The 18,282-nt window shown below is 53.6% G+C and carries 14 protein-coding genes and 2 CRISPR repeat arrays; of the genes, 9 read left to right on the forward strand and 5 right to left on the reverse strand.

Going from position 1 to position 18,282, the window contains the following annotated elements:
- Positions 1-2: 2 nt before the first annotated feature.
- The 4 genes from cas5e to cas2e are packed head-to-tail and all read left to right on the forward strand — an operon-like array spanning position 3 to position 2,536.
- Positions 3-659, forward strand: a complete 657-nt coding sequence (gene cas5e / locus EPYR_RS04170) for a type I-E CRISPR-associated protein Cas5/CasD (RefSeq protein ID WP_012667165.1) — start codon at positions 3-5, stop codon at positions 657-659.
- Positions 656-1,258, forward strand: a complete 603-nt coding sequence (gene cas6e / locus EPYR_RS04175; protein ID WP_012667166.1) for a type I-E CRISPR-associated protein Cas6/Cse3/CasE — start codon at positions 656-658, stop codon at positions 1,256-1,258. The genes cas5e and cas6e overlap by 4 nt, the downstream gene beginning before the upstream one ends.
- 50 nt (positions 1,259-1,308) lie before the next feature.
- On the forward strand, positions 1,309-2,250 hold the full coding sequence (gene cas1e / locus EPYR_RS04180) for a type I-E CRISPR-associated endonuclease Cas1e (RefSeq protein ID WP_012667167.1): 942 nt from the start codon (positions 1,309-1,311) through the stop codon (positions 2,248-2,250).
- Between the two features lies 1 nt (position 2,251).
- Positions 2,252-2,536: a type I-E CRISPR-associated endoribonuclease Cas2e gene (gene cas2e, locus EPYR_RS04185; protein WP_012667168.1), complete on the forward strand. Its 285-nt coding sequence runs from the start codon at positions 2,252-2,254 to the stop codon at positions 2,534-2,536.
- Positions 2,537-2,626: 90 nt separating this feature from the next.
- A CRISPR array of direct repeats spans positions 2,627-3,572; the repeat unit is 29 nt; unit sequence GTGTTCCCCGCGTATGCGGGGATAAACCG.
- A gap of 27 nt (positions 3,573-3,599) precedes the next feature.
- Here the strand turns inward: cas2e and EPYR_RS04190 are convergent.
- A complete protein-coding gene (locus tag EPYR_RS04190; protein WP_012667169.1) occupies positions 3,600-4,070 on the reverse strand; it encodes a hypothetical protein in 471 nt (156 codons plus the stop codon).
- Positions 4,067-4,816: a winged helix-turn-helix domain-containing protein gene (locus EPYR_RS04195; protein ID WP_012667170.1), complete on the reverse strand. Its 750-nt coding sequence runs from the start codon at positions 4,814-4,816 to the stop codon at positions 4,067-4,069. Before EPYR_RS04195 ends, EPYR_RS04190 begins: the two co-directional genes overlap by 4 nt.
- Before the next feature lie 772 nt (positions 4,817-5,588).
- Between EPYR_RS04195 and acnB the strand changes: the two genes are divergently transcribed.
- Positions 5,589-8,186 (forward strand): bifunctional aconitate hydratase 2/2-methylisocitrate dehydratase, encoded by a 2,598-nt coding sequence (gene acnB / locus EPYR_RS04200; protein WP_012667172.1) that lies wholly within the window; start codon positions 5,589-5,591, stop codon positions 8,184-8,186.
- Between the two features lie 173 nt (positions 8,187-8,359).
- Positions 8,360-8,722: a protein YacL gene (gene yacL, locus EPYR_RS04205; protein WP_012667173.1), complete on the forward strand. Its 363-nt coding sequence runs from the start codon at positions 8,360-8,362 to the stop codon at positions 8,720-8,722.
- A gap of 87 nt (positions 8,723-8,809) precedes the next feature.
- Here yacL and speD read toward each other — a convergent pair whose 3' ends face one another.
- From speD to EPYR_RS04220, 3 genes are all read right to left on the reverse strand, one after another.
- Entirely contained in the window at positions 8,810-9,613 is an 804-nt protein-coding gene (gene speD, locus EPYR_RS04210; RefSeq protein WP_012667174.1) for an adenosylmethionine decarboxylase, read from the reverse strand.
- Positions 9,614-9,634: 21 nt separating this feature from the next.
- Positions 9,635-10,492: a polyamine aminopropyltransferase gene (gene speE / locus EPYR_RS04215; RefSeq protein WP_012667175.1), complete on the reverse strand. Its 858-nt coding sequence runs from the start codon at positions 10,490-10,492 to the stop codon at positions 9,635-9,637.
- A 100-nt stretch (positions 10,493-10,592) separates the two neighbouring features.
- On the reverse strand, positions 10,593-10,940 hold the full coding sequence (locus tag EPYR_RS04220) for a YacC family pilotin-like protein (protein ID WP_012667176.1): 348 nt from the start codon (positions 10,938-10,940) through the stop codon (positions 10,593-10,595).
- A 178-nt stretch (positions 10,941-11,118) separates the two neighbouring features.
- Between EPYR_RS04220 and cueO the strand changes: the two genes are divergently transcribed.
- From cueO to cas3f, 3 genes are all read left to right on the forward strand, one after another.
- Positions 11,119-12,714, forward strand: a complete 1,596-nt coding sequence (gene cueO, locus EPYR_RS04225; RefSeq protein WP_012667177.1) for a multicopper oxidase CueO — start codon at positions 11,119-11,121, stop codon at positions 12,712-12,714.
- A 185-nt stretch (positions 12,715-12,899) separates the two neighbouring features.
- A CRISPR array of direct repeats spans positions 12,900-13,527; the repeat unit is 28 nt; unit sequence GTTCACTGCCGCACAGGCAGCTTAGAAA.
- Between the two features lie 424 nt (positions 13,528-13,951).
- Positions 13,952-14,929: a type I-F CRISPR-associated endonuclease Cas1f gene (gene cas1f / locus EPYR_RS04235; RefSeq protein WP_012667179.1), complete on the forward strand. Its 978-nt coding sequence runs from the start codon at positions 13,952-13,954 to the stop codon at positions 14,927-14,929.
- The gene (gene cas3f, locus EPYR_RS04240) at positions 14,926-18,237 is read left to right on the forward strand and encodes a type I-F CRISPR-associated helicase Cas3f (protein WP_012667180.1); all 3,312 of its coding nucleotides are present in this window, start codon (positions 14,926-14,928) and stop codon (positions 18,235-18,237) included. The genes cas1f and cas3f overlap by 4 nt, the downstream gene beginning before the upstream one ends.
- Positions 18,238-18,282: the final 45 nt, after the last annotated feature.

Consider the following 18,282-nt stretch of genomic DNA (forward strand, 5'->3'; position numbering starts at 1 on the left):
CAATGACCGATTACCTGATTATGCGCTTGTGCGGACCGATGCAGGCGTGGGGGCTACCGGGTTTTGAAGCCACGCGTCCCAGCGCCCCCTTCCCCACGCGCAGTGGCCTGCTGGGCCTGTTAGGGGCATGCCTCGGGATCCCGCGTAGCGATCGCACCGCCTTGCAGCAGCTGGCAGACAGCGTGCGTTTTGCCGTGCGCTGTGACGATGACCGCCCATATCAAACGGTGAGCCGCGTTGACTTTCACACCGTGCAGGATGCCAGAAAAGAGCATGGTAGCCTGAAAAGTAATGACACTATCCTCACCTGGCGCGAATACCTCTACGATGCCGCTTTTACCGTCGCGCTGTGGACTCCGGCAGCGGATAAACCGGGCTACACCCTGGAACAGCTGAAAATTGCGCTGCAAAAGCCGGTGTTCACCCCTTATCTTGGGCGGCGCAGCTGCCCCTTATCGCAACCGCTGTTTTACGCGCAGCAGCAGGCGCAACATCCCGGTCAGGCCCTGAGCGAGGCCTCACCGGGTAAAGGGGTGATTTACAGTGAAATGGCGATAAGCGGTAACGAACGTCGACTGACCATGCGTGATGAACCCTTAATCCACTTGCCACGCCAGTTTGCCAGCAGAACCTGGTATGCCATCGCGGGGGAACAATGATCTACTTAAGCCAGATTGACGTTCCCTGGAGTTGGGCAAAAGACCCCTATCAAATGCATCGTGCGCTGTGGCAGCTGTTTCCCGATCGGCCGTCCGATCGGCGCGACTTTCTGTTCCGTGTTGAAACCCGCCATGCCGGTTCAGGGCAGCGGGTACTGCTGCAATCGCCGCAGTTACCGCAGAATTGCGCGGCGGCAAAGGTGCTGGCCAGCAAGGTGATGCATCTGAATCTGTCACCCGGCCAGCGTCTGCATTTCAGGCTGCGCGCTAACCCGGTGAAAACCATCAAAGATAAACGGGGGCGTTTAAACAGTCGGGGAGAGGTGAAAAGCTGTCGCGTTCCGCTGATAGACGATAACCAGTTGATGCAATGGCTGGTGCGCAAGCTGGAGGGCGCGGCCGTCTTAAACAGCGCCTCGGTGAGCAAAGAGCCAGCGCTCTGCTTCAATAAGCAGGCGGTGGCAGGAAAAATACAGCCGGTCTGTTTTGAGGGGATACTCCAGGTGACCAGTGAAACGCACTTTTATCAATGTATGGCTGACGGTATCGGACCGGCGAAAAGCATGGGCTGCGGGATGTTGTCCATCGCCCGTGCCTGAGCGGCCTGGATAAGTTAAGCGGCACAATACGGAATGTTACCGGAGGTTTTATGTCGTTTGTTCCTTTAACGCCACTGCCGCTAAAAGATCGTGTTTCGCTGGTTTTTCTCAAATACGGGCAAATCGATGTGCTGGACGGGGCGTTTGTTTTAATCGACAAAACCGGCGTTCGTACCCATATTCCGGTCGGTAGTATCGCCTGCATTATGCTGGAGCCGGGGACGCGCGTTTCACATGCGGCCGTCAGGCTGGCGGCAACGGTGGGAACATTGCTGGTATGGGTCGGCGAGGCGGGTGTACGCCTTTACGCCTCCGGTCAGCCGGGGGGCGCACGCTCTGATAAGTTGCTGTATCAGGCGAAGCTGGCGCTGGATAGCGATCTGCGCCTGAAGGTGGTGCGTAAGATGTTTGCGCTGCGTTTTGGCGAAGAGGCTCCGGCGCGCAGATCGGTGGAGCAGCTGCGCGGCATTGAAGGAGGGCGCGTAAAAGCAACCTATGCACTGCTGGCGAAACAATACGGCGTTGAATGGCACGGGCGCCGTTACGATATTAAGGACTGGGATAAAGGAGATATGATCAATCAGTGCATTAGCGCGGCGACCGCCTGTCTTTATGGCGTAACGGAAGCGGCAATGCTGGCGGCGGGATATGCACCCGCTATTGGTTTTGTTCACAGTGGCAAACCGCTGTCATTTGTTTATGACATTGCCGATATCATCAAATTTGATACGGTGGTCCCGGCCGCTTTTGCCATTGCGGCGGCGCGCCCGCCAGATGCAGAAAAGAAAGTCAGGCTTGCCTGCCGTGATGCTTTCCGCAGTGGCAGAATACTGGGCAAGCTTATTCCACTGATTGAAACGGTGCTTGCCGCCGGAGAGATATCCCCACCGCCACCCCCACCGCCACCCCCACCGCCACCCCCGCCGGATGCCCAGCCGGTTGCCATTCCTGAACCTCAGTCGCTTGGCGATGCAGGGCACCGGAGTTCGTAAAATGAGTATGCTGGTGGTGATTACTGAAAATGTTCCTCCCCGCTTGCGGGGACGTCTTGCCGTGTGGCTGCTGGAAGTGCGTGCGGGCGTGTATGTGGGTGATGTTTCGCGCCGCGTCAGGGAGATGATTTGGCAGCAGCTGGATCAATTATACGAGGAGGGCAATGTAGCGATGGTATGGGCCACCAACAGCGAGTCGGGTTTTGAATTTCAGACGCTGGGGGAGAATCGGCGTCTGCCGGTGGACCTGGACGGTCTGCGGCTGGTGTCATTTTATCCCGTTTGATAGGTGAAAACGGTGCTTTTTCAGACAGGATAATCTGGTAGATTTTAGCGGGTGGAAAAAACCTTTATAATTTAAGTGGTTGGTTCTAGAGTGTTCCCCGCGTATGCGGGGATAAACCGCCTTCCAGCCCTCTGAGTGAGGGCTTTCCGTAGTGTTCCCCGCGTATGCGGGGATAAACCGGCTTAATGCCTTTGCCGATGCATTTTCCTTTTGTGTTCCCCGCGTATGCGGGGATAAACCGACAGTCAACCAGTACCACTCCATTTTTTTCGTGTGTTCCCCGCGTATGCGGGGATAAACCGAAAGTTTGGCAGATGCGCTACAAGATTGAAGGGTGTTCCCCGCGTATGCGGGGATAAACCGGAAAAAATATCCGACCTCCGCGAAAAGCAGGAGTGTTCCCCGCGTATGCGGGGATAAACCGCCTGGTTGTAGGAGTGGGGCCGACCCGTACCGGGTGTTCCCCGCGTATGCGGGGATAAACCGGCCACTAGAATCAGCAGCCCGCATCAATTGCCGTGTTCCCCGCGTATGCGGGGATAAACCGACGGATGTTGATATTGGGGACGTAATAGGTTGGTGTTCCCCGCGTATGCGGGGATAAACCGGTCAGGTAAAAGGACACTCGGTGGAAATAATTGTGTTCCCCGCGTATGCGGGGATAAACCGCATGGCCACCCGGCCAACCACGATCCAGTTATGTGTTCCCCGCGTATGCGGGGATAAACCGCTGCAATAGCAGTACTCGTGCCTTTTTCTTATGTGTTCCCCGCGTATGCGGGGATAAACCATATGAATGAATATCTACGCAGTAAATGGGAATGTGTTCCCCGCGTATGCGGGGATAAACCGGTGATCTGCGCTGCTTCTGCCACTGTGCATTCGTGTTCCCCGCGTATGCGGGGATAAACCGTTGTCGCAATCGCTGCTGGTGAGTGGTTCGTGGTGTTCCCCGCGTATGCGGGGATAAACCGTGCGGGTTGGCCAGATTGGGCGCACGGCTCATGTGTTCCCCCGCATATGCGGGGATAAACCGATGAAGGTCGTTACCACGCAATATGTATTATTGACAGATGCTAAGCGGGCCTCCTTTTAAACCAGCCAGAATACAGCTATCTCTGTAGCGAAAAAGGTGTATTTGTCCGGTAAATCCCTCTTTGGCTGGTGGGTCGATATATTTCCCCATGCGTGGGTCGCTGGTTAAAATGCCTGCTATTCTGAATGACTTAACGGTATTGACATTAATTGAGTCGTAATTGAAGCGGCGTTCAGTTTCGATAGTTCTTTCTGAAGAAAATTCATCTATTTTTCCCTGTGGACCACCAATTGATACTTGTGCAGAGTACCTGTGTTCCTGTCCACCCCGATAGGTAAACCAGGTGCTGCGACTGATAATATACCGGTCAGGTTCATCGTAAATGATAATGCTTTTAGAAATGCAATCCTCCATATTGGAAAGTATTATCCACGGGGCGAAGAACCATCCGCAAGAAAATAATATGACGGCGGCAATAAAGAAGTAACAGCGCCTCATGAATGATAATCCCCTTTGACAGTAACGGAGGTGCAGTGACTACCTTCGCTACCGATTTCCTCATTGCAAAGATAAAATGAAGTGTTTCCAGCCCATGAGTTGTTCAGATAAACGTACTTCATATCGCTGGCATTGACGAGCTTGTTGTCTAACCAGTAATTAATTTTTGAGGCCGCGCTTTCATAAGGAGCCTGATTTTTACGATAAAAATAAAATCTGCCCTCTTTTTCTTCCGCCTGATGATAATTAACTTCTGTTATCATGATTTGCTGACGAGTATAGAGTCCGGCCAAAAAAAATATAACAAAGAGGGAGGCGAATTTAGCAAATGGTAACAGAGATGTAACAGTAGAATAAAGGTGAGTATGCCGGTATGTGCCTTGTTTTTTCATGGATGGCACGCTGCTTTCAATATCAACACAGTTATGACTGGCGTGGGCGGTCAGTAAGATGATACTGCCTTCTTGCAGAATATGCCCTTTTCTCGCCTGTGTTGTTAACGTGCTGGGGGGGAGTCCGGCATCTTCGAATGCACGCCTCAATCGATAAAGGCTCTGCCTGACTGCGCTATCAGAAACTGTCACCCCACGTTTAATCCAGCACTCTTCTAACAACTTCTCTCTTCTTATGAATTTACCTTCATTTTTCACCAGATAGTCCAGGCATCTTCCTTCCTGTAGGGTTATTTTAATACTCATTTTATCATTACTCAAAATACAATTTTCGGGTTCAAAATACACGCGCATTTGTGCTGCCCTTTAAAAGTATAAGGTTTGCTAATTATAGTTAAAAGCGGTGTTCCAGGGAATGGTTATTTCTGTATCCGTACTGTTAGCTCATCAATAATTAGCATTTTAATACATGTAACAAGGTTTTTTTATTAAGTAACAACTAAAATTTACTCGATCAGGGCTTCGTGGGTGATTTTTCTTTGATGTTGAGTTTTTTATTCTGATGAATTTGATGTGAATAGCGGCCGGTTTGTATCAGATTTCAATGTTCAGTGCGGTTTCTACATACTGTGCGAAAATTGGGTGTTTTGACGATGGATTATTTTTCAGCTAAAGGCCGTCCGTTAATCAACGGTGCTGGCTGGCTAACATCTTTGCGTTAGTAATCTTTGCGCCAGTACCGCTTCTGTTCTTCCAGGTAAATTCTTAATTTTTGCAAGGTAACCGTGAATGCGTCACTCATTTTAAATTCACTTAGCTCATTGTGATACGAAGAATATATATACGCGTGTGAAAAATTAAAGAATTTATCATTGATTAAAAAGTATAATTTATATGTTTTCTTCAAAAAATCGGTTAAATAACCTGATAAATCCTTCTTCAGCTTGTTGAAGATATGACAGAAATGATGTTGCTATTTTGTAAACGGATTAACAAGTTGATGAATTCCTGCTATGCTGACCCCCGCAAAACCGGGCACCTCACCCCATGCATGAGATTGTTCTTACTGTAAGCTGCGACTGAGGTAACCCGGTATGCCAAATACAATGAGAGCGAGGAGAACGTCGTGCTAGAAGAATACCGTAAGCACGTTGCCGAGCGTGCCGCCCAGGGAATCGTTCCTAAACCATTAGATGCTTCCCAAATGGCCGCGCTGGTTGAACTGCTAAAAGCCCCTCCTGCGGGTGAAGAAGAATTTCTGTCCGATCTGTTAACTAATCGAGTGCCGCCGGGCGTTGACGAAGCGGCGTATGTCAAAGCCGGTTTCCTGGCCGCCGTCGCGAAAGGTGAAGCGACTTCTCCTCTGGTTACTCCTGAACAAGCGGTTGAACTGCTGGGCACCATGCAGGGCGGTTATAATATTCATGCGCTGATTGACGCGCTTGACGACGAAAAGCTGGCTCCGCTTGCTGCTGAGTCCCTTTCCCACACGCTGCTGATGTTTGACAACTTCTATGACGTTGAAGATAAAGCGAAAGCGGGCAATCCACATGCCAAAAAAATTATCCAGTCGTGGGCTGACGCCGAGTGGTTCCTGAAACGCCCTAAGCTGGCAGAAAAAATCACCGTCACCGTGTTTAAAGTGACCGGCGAAACCAATACGGACGACCTCTCTCCGGCACCGGATGCCTGGTCGCGCCCGGATATTCCACTGCACGCGCTGGCAATGTTGAAAAATGCCCGTGAAGGCATCGAACCGGACGATGCAGGTAACGTAGGCCCAATCAAACAGATTGAACACCTACAGGAAAAAGGTTTTCCTTTGGCTTACGTCGGTGACGTGGTTGGCACCGGTTCTTCGCGTAAATCGGCCACCAACTCGGTGCTGTGGTTTATGGGCGATGATATCCCCAACGTGCCAAATAAAAAGGGTGGCGGCGTGTGCCTGGGCGGCAAGATCGCACCCATTTTCTTCAACACGATGGAAGATGCTGGCGCGCTGCCGATTGAAGTGGACGTAGACCGTCTGAATATGGGCGATGTGATTGATATCTATCCTTATAAAGGTGAAGTGCGCAACCATGAAACAGGCGAAGTGCTGGCTAACTTCGCGCTGAAAACGGAAGTGCTGCTGGATGAAGTGCGCGCCGGTGGCCGTATTCCACTGATTATCGGCCGTGGCCTGACCACCAAAGCGCGCGAATCTTTAGGCCTGCCACACAGTGACGTGTTCCTGCAGGCGAAAGACGTTGCGGCCAGCACGCGTGGTTTTTCACTGGCGCAGAAGATGGTGGGCCGCGCATGCGGCGTTGAAGGGGTCCGCCCCGGCGCTTATTGTGAACCGAAAATGACGTCGGTTGGTTCTCAGGACACCACCGGCCCAATGACCCGTGATGAACTGAAGGACCTGGCCTGTCTGGGCTTCTCTGCGGACCTGGTGATGCAGTCCTTCTGTCATACTGCTGCCTATCCTAAGCCGGTGGATGTGACTACTCACCACACTTTGCCAGACTTTATTATGAACCGTGGCGGCGTGTCGCTGCGCCCGGGCGATGGCATTATCCATAGCTGGCTGAACCGTATGCTGCTGCCGGATACCGTTGGAACCGGCGGCGATTCCCACACCCGTTTCCCAATTGGTATCTCTTTCCCGGCGGGTTCTGGTCTGGTTGCTTTCGCTGCTGCCACCGGCGTGATGCCGCTGGATATGCCAGAGTCGGTCCTGGTACGCTTCAAAGGCAAAATGCAGCCGGGTATTACCCTGCGCGATTTGGTTCACGCCATTCCGCTGTATGCCATCAAAGCAGGTCTGCTGACCGTGGAGAAGAAGGGTAAGAAAAATATCTTCTCCGGCCGCATCCTTGAAATCGAAGGGCTGCCGGACCTGAAAGTGGAGCAGGCCTTTGAGCTGTCGGATGCCTCCGCAGAGCGCTCTGCCGCTGGTTGTACCATCAAGCTGGGTAAAGATCCGATTATCGAGTATCTCAACTCGAATATCGTCTTGCTGAAGTGGATGATCTCTGAAGGGTACGGCGACCGCCGTACTATTGAGCGCCGCATTCAGGGCATGGAAAAGTGGCTGACCGATCCTCAACTGCTGGAAGGCGATGCAGACGCGGAATATGCGGCGGTGATCGATATCGATCTGGCAGAGATCAAAGAACCAATTCTGTGTGCGCCGAACGATCCGGACGATGCGCGCTTGCTGTCTGACGTGCAGGGCACCAAAATTGACGAGGTGTTTATCGGTTCGTGCATGACCAACATTGGTCACTTCCGCGCTGCCGGTAAGCTGCTGGATAGCCATAAAGGCCAGCTGCCTACCCGTTTATGGGTAGCACCACCAACTAAGATGGATGCGGCGCAGCTCACCGAGGAAGGCTATTACAGCGTGTTCGGTAAAAGCGGGGCGCGCATTGAAATCCCGGGCTGTTCGCTATGCATGGGGAACCAGGCGCGGGTAGCGGACGGTGCGACCGTGGTGTCGACCTCAACGCGTAACTTCCCGAACCGTCTTGGCACCGGCGCTAATGTTTACCTGGCATCTGCCGAGCTGTCAGCGGTGGCATCGCTGCTGGGTAAACTGCCTACGCCAGCTGAGTATCAGGCGTTTATGGATCAGGTAGATAAAACTGCCGTTGATACCTATCGCTATCTGAATTTCGACCAGCTAACGCAATATACTGACAAAGCGGATGCGGTGATTTTCCAGACGGCGGTTTAATCCTCCGTCAATACTGAAAAGCCGGGCGCAGTCCCGGTTTTTTTACGCCTGCAATAAAAGCGCTGTTTTTCCACAAGCAGGCTGCGATAATGCGCGCCAACGCTCAGTATTGACCCGCCAGACGCGCAAAATGGTTCGAGCGTGCGCAGTTAACTGGCCGGAAGGAAAGCGCTATGGAATATGAATTTTTATCTGATATCACCGGGGCAGTGAAGGTGCGCATGTCGATGGGGCATGAGGCGGTCGGCCACTGGTTCAACGACGAAGTCAGTGGCAACCCAGAAATCCTTGCCGAGGTGGAAGCGGCAATAGCGCAGGTTAAAGGCAGCGAACGGCAATGGCAGCGGGTCGGACGTGAGTACACGCTGCTGCTTGATGAAGAAGAAGTCATGATCCGTGCTAATCAGCTTGGATTTGAAGGGGATGAAATGGAAGAAGGCATGGCCTACTACGATGAAGAGAGTCTGTCATTCTGTGGCGTAGAAGACTTTTTAATGGTTATTGCCGCTTACCGGGCTTTTTTATTGGGGCGCTAGCGGGGGCGTCTACGCCGTGTCTGAACGGAACGCCAGGCTGGCGGGATCAAGACAAAAGCGGCCTGGCGGCCGCCTGGTAATATGATGTTAACCAAAAGCCGGGATATTACGACCGTAGTAAATTTCCCGCATTTCTTTCCACAGCAGGCCGGTAATGCGTTTATGTTCCTGTGCGCTAAGCTCTTCGGGTTTGGTGTTAAACAGGTAGTGTTTAAGGTCAAACTCTTTCAGCATCATCTTGGTGTGGAACATATTCTCCTGATACACGTTCACATCCATCATGTCATACATTGACTTCATATCTTCCGACATGAAGTTCTGAATCGAATTGATTTCGTGATCGATAAAATGCTTCACCCCGTTCACATCGCGGGTAAAGCCGCGTACGCGATAATCGATGGTGACAATGTCCGATTCCAGCTGGTGAATTAAGTAGTTCAGCGCCTTTAACGGCGAAATCACGCCACAGGTCGACACTTCAATATCCGCGCGGAAGGTACACAAGCCACCTTCGGGATGGCTTTCCGGGTAGGTATGTACGCAGATATGGCTTTTATCCAGATGCGCAACGACCGAATTCGGCAGCGGGCCGGGATGCTCCGATGTGTCAATATCACGCGGGTCGATCGGTTCTTCGCTAACCAGAATAGTGACGCTGGCACCCTGTGGTTCATAATCCTGACGTGCAATATTCAGCACGTTAGCACCGATAATCGAGCAGGTTTCACTGAGGATTTCGGTCAGGCGGTTAGCATTGTACTGCTCATCAATGTACGCAATATATCCGTCGCGTTCAGCTTCAGTGTTCGCGTAACAGATATCGTAGATACAAAAACTCAGGCTTTTGGTCAGGTTGTTGAAGCCGTGTAGTTTCAGCTTTTGCAATTTCATTCACCCCCTTAAAATGCCCGGCTAGTTTGCCAGCGCATTCAACAGATATTGCGGCAGGGCAAAGCTGCCAGTATGGATTGCCGGATTGTAATAACGGCACTTCAGGCCTGCTTCAGTGAAGCGCGCGGTCAGTGTGGCCGTGTCCAGCTGGCGTAGCGCAGGATTGTCGCTTGCCCAGGCAAAGGTCATGATCCCGCCGTAGTAGGTCGGAATGGCTGCCTGGTAGAAACTGACATCGCCAAAATAGTGGCTCAGCTTACGATGGCTGTTAACCGCTTCATCCTGCTGCAGGAAACAGACGCCGTTTTGTGCCACAAAAATGCCGTCCTGATGCAGACAGCGGCGACATCCCTGATAAAATTCTGAAGTGAACAGACTTTCTCCCGGCCCGATCGGATCGGTGCAGTCAGAGATAATCACGTCAAACTTATCACTGGTTTGATTAACGAAGTTGACACCGTCATCTATTACCAGCTCGAAACGTGCATCCGCGTAGGCTCCGGCGTTATGGTTCGGCAGATACTGCTTGCAGAACGTCACCACGCCCGCATCGATTTCAACCATAGTAATCTGTTCGATATTTTTATGGCGGCACACTTCGCGCAGCATAGCGCCGTCACCGCCACCAATAATCAGCACGCGCTTCGCGTTGCCGTGGGCCAGCAGGGGAACGTGAGTCATCATCTCATGATAAATAAACTCATCGCGTTCGGTGGTTTGCACTACGCCGTCCAGCGCCATAACGCGACCCAGGGCAGCATTTTCAAATATAATCAGATCCTGATGATCGGTCTGTTCGCGATAAACGACTTTGTCGACAGAAAAATACTGTCCAAATCCGGCATGAAGCGTTTCATACCACATTTCATTAGCGGCCATAGTGGGGCATTCCTCGTCACGAAAATGGGCGCAGTATGATAGCTATTAATCACCGTAGTTGCACGGTCAACCTGTCTGCGGAGGAGGGGAGGGTAAAAAGTTACTTCACCCAGGCCAGAAGATTCAGCGAGTCGCGTGCCAACGATTTGCATTTTGTATCGTTAGGAACGGCAATCCCACTGAGGTCACGGTAGCTGTCTTCACCCAATGCTTTCATATTGAAACTGCTGTAATTGGTTAAATCCCAACGATTTTGCTGGGCAAAAAAGACCAGCGCACGGCGTATCTGGGCGTCAGGAAGGTCCCGATAGCCACAATCATTTTTCAAATAAACAAATACGGCGGTTAAATCAGCCAGATCTTCTGCTTCCGGCTCGCTCAGGGCGAAGCTGGTGGAAGTGAAGCCAAACAGCCCTGACAGCAACAGAGCCTTGATGCTTTTCTTCATGGTTATTCTCATACGTCTGCAATCATCAGACGTTAGCACAGTTCACGCCGGGCACCAGCCACTTTTACCGTAGAATATTCCTGAAGTCGGTTTTCACTGCTTTTATGACAAGCTTGACCTTCACGCAGGGGCAGGGTTTATGCTGCAAGTTGATGCCAGCCGAAAAAAGGAATGGAAGATGCAACGTCGCGATTTTATCAAACTCTCCGCTGCATTGGGCGCAGCGGGCGCTCTGCCAGTATGGAGCCGCGCGTTGATGGCGGCAGAGCAGCGCCCGCTATTACCCATCCCCACCTTACTTACCCCCGATGCGCGCAGTGAAATCAGTCTGACGGCTCAGGCCAGCAGCAGCGGCTGGCGCGGCTGGGGATATAACGCTAACCTGCCTGGCCCTGCTCTCCAGCTGGAGCGCGGCAAGGAAGTCAATATAACGGTTTATAACCGCCTGCCTGAAGCCACCACGGTGCACTGGCACGGCCTGGAAGTGCCGGGCGACATCGACGGTGGGCCACAGGCGCGCATTGAGCCAAATCACAGCCGTCGCGTTACCTTCACCCCCGATCAGCCAGCGGCAACCTGCTGGTTCCACCCGCACCAGCACGGTCGCACCGGTTTTCAGGTGGCGCAGGGGCTGGCCGGGCTGGTGCTGATCGCTGACCCGGAAAGCGGCAAGCTGCTGCTGCCAAAACAGTGGGGCATCGATGATATCCCGGTGGTTCTGCAGGACAAGCGCCTGAGCGCCGACGGCAGCCGCATCGATTATCAGCTGGATATCATCAGCGCGGCGGTAGGCTGGTTTGGCGATACCATGCTGACTAACGGGGCGATTTACCCGCAGCACGGCGTACCGCGCGGCTGGCTGCGGCTGCGTTTGCTGAACGGCTGCAATGCGCGCTCGCTTAACCTGACGACCAGCGATAAACGGCCGATGTATGTGATTGCCAGCGACGGCGGGCTGCTGGGCGAACCGGTGCAGGTCAGCGAGCTGCCGATGATGCCGGGCGAACGTTATGAAGTGCTGGTGAATACGACTGATGGTAAAGCGTTTGATCTACAAACCCTGCCGGTGCGGCAAATGGGCATGACGCTGGAACCGTTCAACCAGCCGCTGCCGGTACTGTCGCTTGTACCCTTGCTGGTACAGGCAAGCGGCACGCTGCCGGATAAGCTGGCCTCTCTGCCCGCTATGCCATCCTCGCAGGGGCTTAACACCCGCTGGCTACAGCTGATGATGGACCCGGAGCTGGATAGGCGCGGTATGCAGGCGCTAATGGATAAATATGGTCATGCGGCGATGGCAGGCATCAGCATGGATGCGCACGGCGGGGGCAAAAAGGCGGGCGCGAACAACCACGATATGTCTTCGATGGATCACGGAAAGATGGCCACGATGAACCACGGCAGTTCCGCTCAGCAACAAGAGTATGATTTCCACAATGGTAATCAGATCAACGGCATGGCGTTTAATAGGGATAAACCTTCATTTGAGGTTAAGCGGGGCGTTTATGAGAAGTGGACGATCTCGGGCGAAGGCGATGAGATGCTGCACCCGTTCCATATTCACGGCACCCAGTTCCGCATCCTGTCGGAGAACGGCAAGCCCCCGGCCGCGCATCGTAGCGGCTGGAAAGATACGGTGCGCGTTGAGGGCTGGCGCAGCGAGGTGCTGGTGCGCTTTAATCACCCGGCAGACAGGGCGCATGCCTATATGGCGCACTGCCATCTGCTGGAACATGAAGATACCGGGATGATGCTGGGTTTTACCGTAGCGTAATAAAAGTGGGTGGCTGCAGCGGGATAATTGTCGGAACATGGTTAACGCCTCGCGTACCCTTTTTTTTCGTCCGTCCTCAACCTATTGATTTATATCGCGTGGTTGTCAGGGTGAAAAAAAAGGGTTAAGCACAATAAAGTGGAAAAAAGTGAATGCGGTAAGCCGTTTAGCGCTGTAGAGTAACGGTTCACTGCCGCACAGGCAGCTTAGAAAATCACCGCTTCCCCCCTACCTTTGCAGTCTCGGTTCACTGCCGCACAGGCAGCTTAGAAATGCCGGACAGCGTGATGATTTTCAATAAACCAGTTCACTGCCGCACAGGCAGCTTAGAAAGTTCCAGGCTTGCCGCACATCACCAGCCCACCGTTCACTGCCGCACAGGCAGCTTAGAAAATTGACGAAATTTTGACAACGCTGAAACTGCCGTTCACTGCCGCACAGGCAGCTTAGAAACCCGTTGTGGCTCAAAGCCGGAGATCAGCACCGTTCACTGCCGCACAGGCAGCTTAGAAATCTACGGCGAGTAGAAAATAACTATCAAGCAGGTTCACTGCCGCACAGGCAGCTTAGAAAGGAAACGAACAGCGTTTTCCACTGCATTAATGGTTCACTGCCGCACAGGCAGCTTAGAAACATTCGTCTTGCCATCTCTTCGACCGGCAGCAGTTCACTGCCGTACAGGCAGCTTAGAAACGGGATAGCGCCGGGAAAATCAGTTGCAACGCGTTCACTGCCGTACAGGCAGCCTAGAAACTGAAACCGTCAGGTTCCGGGTACTTTTTCTTGTTCACTGCCGCACTGCCAGCTTAGAAATAGACCGGTGCTTTTTTCTGTGAGCCGGTAGAGGTTCCCTGCCGTACCGCCAGACAGCGTATAGCGTTAAACACGCTCCACACCGGCTCTTTTAAAATAAATTCCCTCATCCATAGCTATATCAATTATTGCAGATCAGAAAAAAATATCCACTGGCGCTATCATCAGATCAGGCGTACGATGAACGGGTTGAAATTTTACTGCTGAACAAGCAGCTTAGAAAATAGCGATATATATTATTGATAGTTAATGATTTTTCACTGCCGTGCAGGCAGTTATAAATATATTTGCAACGGTTCTCGCTGCCTGCGGTTGCGTTAAAACCGTATTGAAAGATAAGCAAAGAGGTATGTAACTTTCCAGCCAATATCATCATTTCACAGATATCCGGGAAGCAAATAACCGCTTCACAAGGAAGCGCCATATGGAAATGATTAAGCCCTCCGATTTAAAAACCATTCTGCACTCAAAACGTAGCAATATTTATTATCTGCAATACTGCCGGGTGCTGGTGAACGGCGGCCGGGTGGAATATGTTACTGACGAAGGTAAACAGTCTCTGTACTGGAATATTCCTATCGCCAACACCACTGTGGTGATGCTGGGTACCGGTACATCGGTAACCCAGGCGGCGATGCGTGAGTTTGCCCGCGCCGGGGTCCTGGTCGGGTTTTGCGGCGGCGGCGGAACTCCGCTGTACGCGGCCAATGAAGTTGAGGTCGATGTCTCTTGGCTGAATTCACAAAGTGAATACCGCCCCACGGAATATCTTCAGCACTGGGTCAGCTTCTGGTTTGATGAGCAGAAGCGGCTCAGCGCCGCCATCGCCTTTCAGCATGTGCGCATCAGTCAGATACGCCAGGCATGGCTGGGCAGTAAAATGATGCGTGAGCATAAATTTGCCATCAGCGAGCCTCAGTTGACCGGGATCCTCGACCGATTCGAGCAAGGTCTGGCGCGCTGTAATAACAATACCGATCTGCTGGCACTTGAAGCGGTAATGACCAAAGCGCTGTATAAACTGGCGGCACAGGCGGTAAGCTACGGCGATTTTATCCGTGCCAAACGCGGAGGCGGCATTGATGCGGCAAACCGTTTCCTCGATCATGGTAATTATCTCGCCTACGGCCTGGCGGCGGTGGCCTGCTGGGTGATTGGCTTACCGCACGGGCTGGCGGTGCTGCATGGTAAAACCCGTCGCGGTGGGCTGGTGTTTGACGTGGCTGACCTGATCAAGGATGCATTGATTTTGCCTCAGGCTTTTCTTGCCGCGATGGCCGGAGAAGAGGAGCAGGAGTTCCGTCAGCGCTGCCTGACCAGCCTGCAAAATGCGGAAGCGTTGGATACCATGATTGCCGCGCTGGAAGCCACCGCCCGACAGTACAGCCAGGTGGGAAAATGAATATTTTATTGATCGCCCAGTGTAACAAACGTGCGCTGGAAGACAGCCGCCGTATTCTCGATCAGTTTGCCGAACGTAAAGGCGACCGCAGCTGGCAAACGGCAATCACTCAGCAAGGATTGCTGACGCTGCGTAAGCTGCTGCGCAAAACCGCGCGGCGTAATACCGCCGTGGCCTGCCACTGGATTAAAAGCAACGGTCAGAGCGAACTGCTGTGGATTGTTGGCAACCTGCGCCGTTTTAACGCGCAAGGCGCGGTGCCTACGCATACCACCTCGCGTGATGTGCTGAAAAGCGCTGATGAAAACAGTTGGCACAGCGTGGAGGCTGTCAGCCTGCTGGCCGCTATTGCCGGGCTGTTTCATGATTTTGGTAAGGCCAACAGTCTGTTTCAGCAGATGCTTGTCGGGAAAAAAGGGGTAAAAAGCTTTCAGCCTTACCGCCATGAGTGGGTTTCGCTGCGGCTGTTCTGTGCCTGGGTCGCGGGGCGTGACGATCGGGCGTGGATCGCCGCCCTTAGTGACATTGGGCCACAGGATGAGCAGGCGATGCTGGCCGGGTTGCAGAAAGACGGTTTGATGCCAACCAAAAATCCTTTTGACCCCTTACCGCCGGTAGCTCGCGTGGTGGCGTGGCTGATCCTCTCACATCACCGTATGCCGGTTTACCCGAAAAAGGATGATTTACCGCCGCAGATGACCTGGCTGCCACCGGAACTGGAACACTGCGATGGCTGGCTGACCAGGGAGCTGGATGCGCTGTGGAATGCCCTCAATCATCATCATGACTGGAAACCCGCCGAACTTCAGGCGCAGTGGCAGTTCCCGCAGGGAACGCCGATGCAAAGCGGCCGCTGGTGCGGCAAAGCGCGTAAGATGGCACAGCGCCTGCTGGCCCAGCCGGCATGGCTGGCACAAATCGATATCAATCAGCGCTTCAGCTGCCATATGGCGCGGCTGGCATTAATGCTGGCCGATCACGTTTACTCTCGGCAAGCGGCCACGCCGGGCTGGCAGGACGCGGACTGTCTGCCGTATGCCAATACCGACAACGGCAGGCCGAAGCAGCGGCTGGATGAGCATAACATTGGCGTGGCGCAAAATGCCCTGCTGCTGGCGCGCAGCCTGCCGCATTTACGCAAAACCCTGCCGGCGATCGCCCGCCATAAGGGATTTAAAAAACGCAGTGAGAACTCAACATTCCGCTGGCAGGATAACGCCTGGCAGGCGACCTGCAATCTGCGCGATCGTGCCTTTCAACAGGGTTTTTTCGGCATCAATATGGCCTCGACCGGCTGCGGTAAAACCTTTGCCAATGCGCGCATTATGTATGCACTGTCCGATGAGCAAAAAGGGTGTCGCTTTGCGGTGGCGCTGGGCTTGCGAACCCTGACGCTGCAAACCGGCGATGCGCTGCGTGAAAAGCTGAAGCTGGAACAGGACGATCTGGCGGTACTGGTGGGTTCACAGGCGGTGACGCAGCTGCATCAGCAGGCTAAAGATAGCCCCACGCCGCCTGTCCCCGGTAGCGAGTCGGCCGCACCGCTGCCGGAGGAAAACCAGTACGTCAGCTACGAAGGCAGCCTTGATGACGGGCGCTTAAGCCGCTGGCTAAAGGATAGCCCCCGGATAAATAAACTGCTGAGCGCCCCGGTACTGGTTACTACTATCGATCATTTAATCGGCGCGACCGAAGGGCTGCGCGGTGGCAAGCAGATAGCGCCAATGCTGAGACTGCTAACCTCGGATCTGGTGCTCGACGAACCGGATGATTTTGATATCGAGGATCAGCACGCGCTGTGCCGACTGGTGAACTGGGCGGGTATGCTGGGTTCGCGCGTACTGCTCTCCTCGGCAACCCTGCCGCCCGCGCTGGTGCTGGCGCTGTATAACGCTTACCGCAGCGGGCGCGAGGTTTTCCAGCACGCCTGTGGCCTGCCCGTCGACGGCAATATTTGCTGCGCATGGTTTGATGAAAATGCGGTGCTTACAGAGGATCTGCGCCTGCCGCAAGAGTTTATGCAACAGCATCAAGAGTTTGTTGCGAGGCGGGTCAGCTGGCTGGCTAAGCAGCCGGTACTGAGGCGTGGCTGGATAGCGCCGGTGGCTCCCCCCGCCCGTGATGATGGGACAATTTACCGCCATATGGCGCAGGTGATTTTGCAGTCGATGATGACGCTGCATCATGCTCACCATCAGCGCCATCCGGTTTCGGGCAAGACGATATCGACAGGCGTGATCCGTCTCGCCAATATCAATCCGCTGGTGGCGGTGGCTCAGCAGCTGCTGGCGACCGGGGCGGCGGAAGATACCCATATCCACTACTGTGTTTATCATAGCCAGCACCCGCTGGCGATGCGTTCGCATTTTGAACAGCGGCTGGATGCCACCTTAACCCGCCATCAGCCCGAGGCGATCTGGCAGGTGGCGGAGATCGCCGAAGCGCTGGAACAACATCCGCAGCAGCATCATCTGTTTGTGGTGTTGGCGACCTCGGTAGCGGAAGTGGGCCGCGATCACGACTACGACTGGGCGATTGCCGAACCCAGCTCGATGCGCTCGCTGATCCAGCTGGCGGGCAGGGTACAGCGCCATCGTCAGCAGGAAGCACAGAGCGAAAATATCCATATGTTGCAGCAGAATATTCGCTCATTAAAGGCGCGGGATAGCCAAAAGCCTGCTTACTGCCAACCGGGGTTTGAGCACAAAGACTATATGCTGGCGAGCCACGATTTACAGCAGATTCTGGACAAAGAACAGTATCAGACAATCAGCGCCATCCCACGTATTCAGCAGCGCCGGGAGGCGAAGAAACGCCAACCCTTTACTAATCTGGCCGATCTGGAACACCAACGGCTGATGGTGGAATTGCAGGGAAAGCAGGACAAGAAGGACAAGCAGGTAAAGCAGGATAAGCCGCTGCCATACTGCGCCGCGTTGTGGTGGCGCGAACAGGCCAGCTGGTGCGGTGAAATGCAGCGGCATAAGCCGTTTCGTCAGTCGCAGCCTGAGGATATGCACTTTATGCTGATAGCTGAGGAGGGTGATCAGCCAGAAATATGGCAGCCTGACGATGGCCCGTCCGGGCGCAAACAGAGCATGATGACATATCCCGACCTGACGTTCGCCGCCGGGATCAGCGCCTGGATTGCCCCGGACTATCAGCAGGTCTGGCAGCAGCTGGCCGACAGCCTGACGATGGAGCTGGAGGAGGTCAGTCTGCGCTTTGGTGAAATTATGCTGCGGAGCGGCCGCGACGACGAAATATGGCATTTTCATCCGCTATTAGGCGTGTTTAAGGCGCAGTAGATCGCCAGCCTTGCTCTACGCGCTACCGGTCACAGAGACTTTGAC

Origin of the sequence: Erwinia pyrifoliae DSM 12163 (assembly GCF_000026985.1) — a bacterium.
In the GTDB taxonomy this organism is placed as follows: domain Bacteria; phylum Pseudomonadota; class Gammaproteobacteria; order Enterobacterales; family Enterobacteriaceae; genus Erwinia; species Erwinia pyrifoliae.

Coding starts and splice junctions, on each gene's coding strand:
- cas5e (WP_012667165.1), top strand. CDS start 3: ATGACCGATTACCTGATTATGCGCTTGTGCGGACCGATGCAGGCGTGG.
- cas6e (WP_012667166.1), top strand. CDS start 656: ATGATCTACTTAAGCCAGATTGACGTTCCCTGGAGTTGGGCAAAAGAC.
- cas1e (WP_012667167.1), top strand. CDS start 1,309: ATGTCGTTTGTTCCTTTAACGCCACTGCCGCTAAAAGATCGTGTTTCG.
- cas2e (WP_012667168.1), top strand. CDS start 2,252: ATGAGTATGCTGGTGGTGATTACTGAAAATGTTCCTCCCCGCTTGCGG.
- EPYR_RS04190 (WP_012667169.1), bottom strand. CDS start 4,070: ATGAGGCGCTGTTACTTCTTTATTGCCGCCGTCATATTATTTTCTTGC.
- EPYR_RS04195 (WP_012667170.1), bottom strand. CDS start 4,816: ATGCGCGTGTATTTTGAACCCGAAAATTGTATTTTGAGTAATGATAAA.
- yacL (WP_012667173.1), top strand. CDS start 8,360: ATGGAATATGAATTTTTATCTGATATCACCGGGGCAGTGAAGGTGCGC.
- speD (WP_012667174.1), bottom strand. CDS start 9,613: ATGAAATTGCAAAAGCTGAAACTACACGGCTTCAACAACCTGACCAAA.
- speE (WP_012667175.1), bottom strand. CDS start 10,492: ATGGCCGCTAATGAAATGTGGTATGAAACGCTTCATGCCGGATTTGGA.
- EPYR_RS04220 (WP_012667176.1), bottom strand. CDS start 10,940: ATGAAGAAAAGCATCAAGGCTCTGTTGCTGTCAGGGCTGTTTGGCTTC.
- cueO (WP_012667177.1), top strand. CDS start 11,119: ATGCAACGTCGCGATTTTATCAAACTCTCCGCTGCATTGGGCGCAGCG.
- cas1f (WP_012667179.1), top strand. CDS start 13,952: ATGGAAATGATTAAGCCCTCCGATTTAAAAACCATTCTGCACTCAAAA.
- cas3f (WP_012667180.1), top strand. CDS start 14,926: ATGAATATTTTATTGATCGCCCAGTGTAACAAACGTGCGCTGGAAGAC.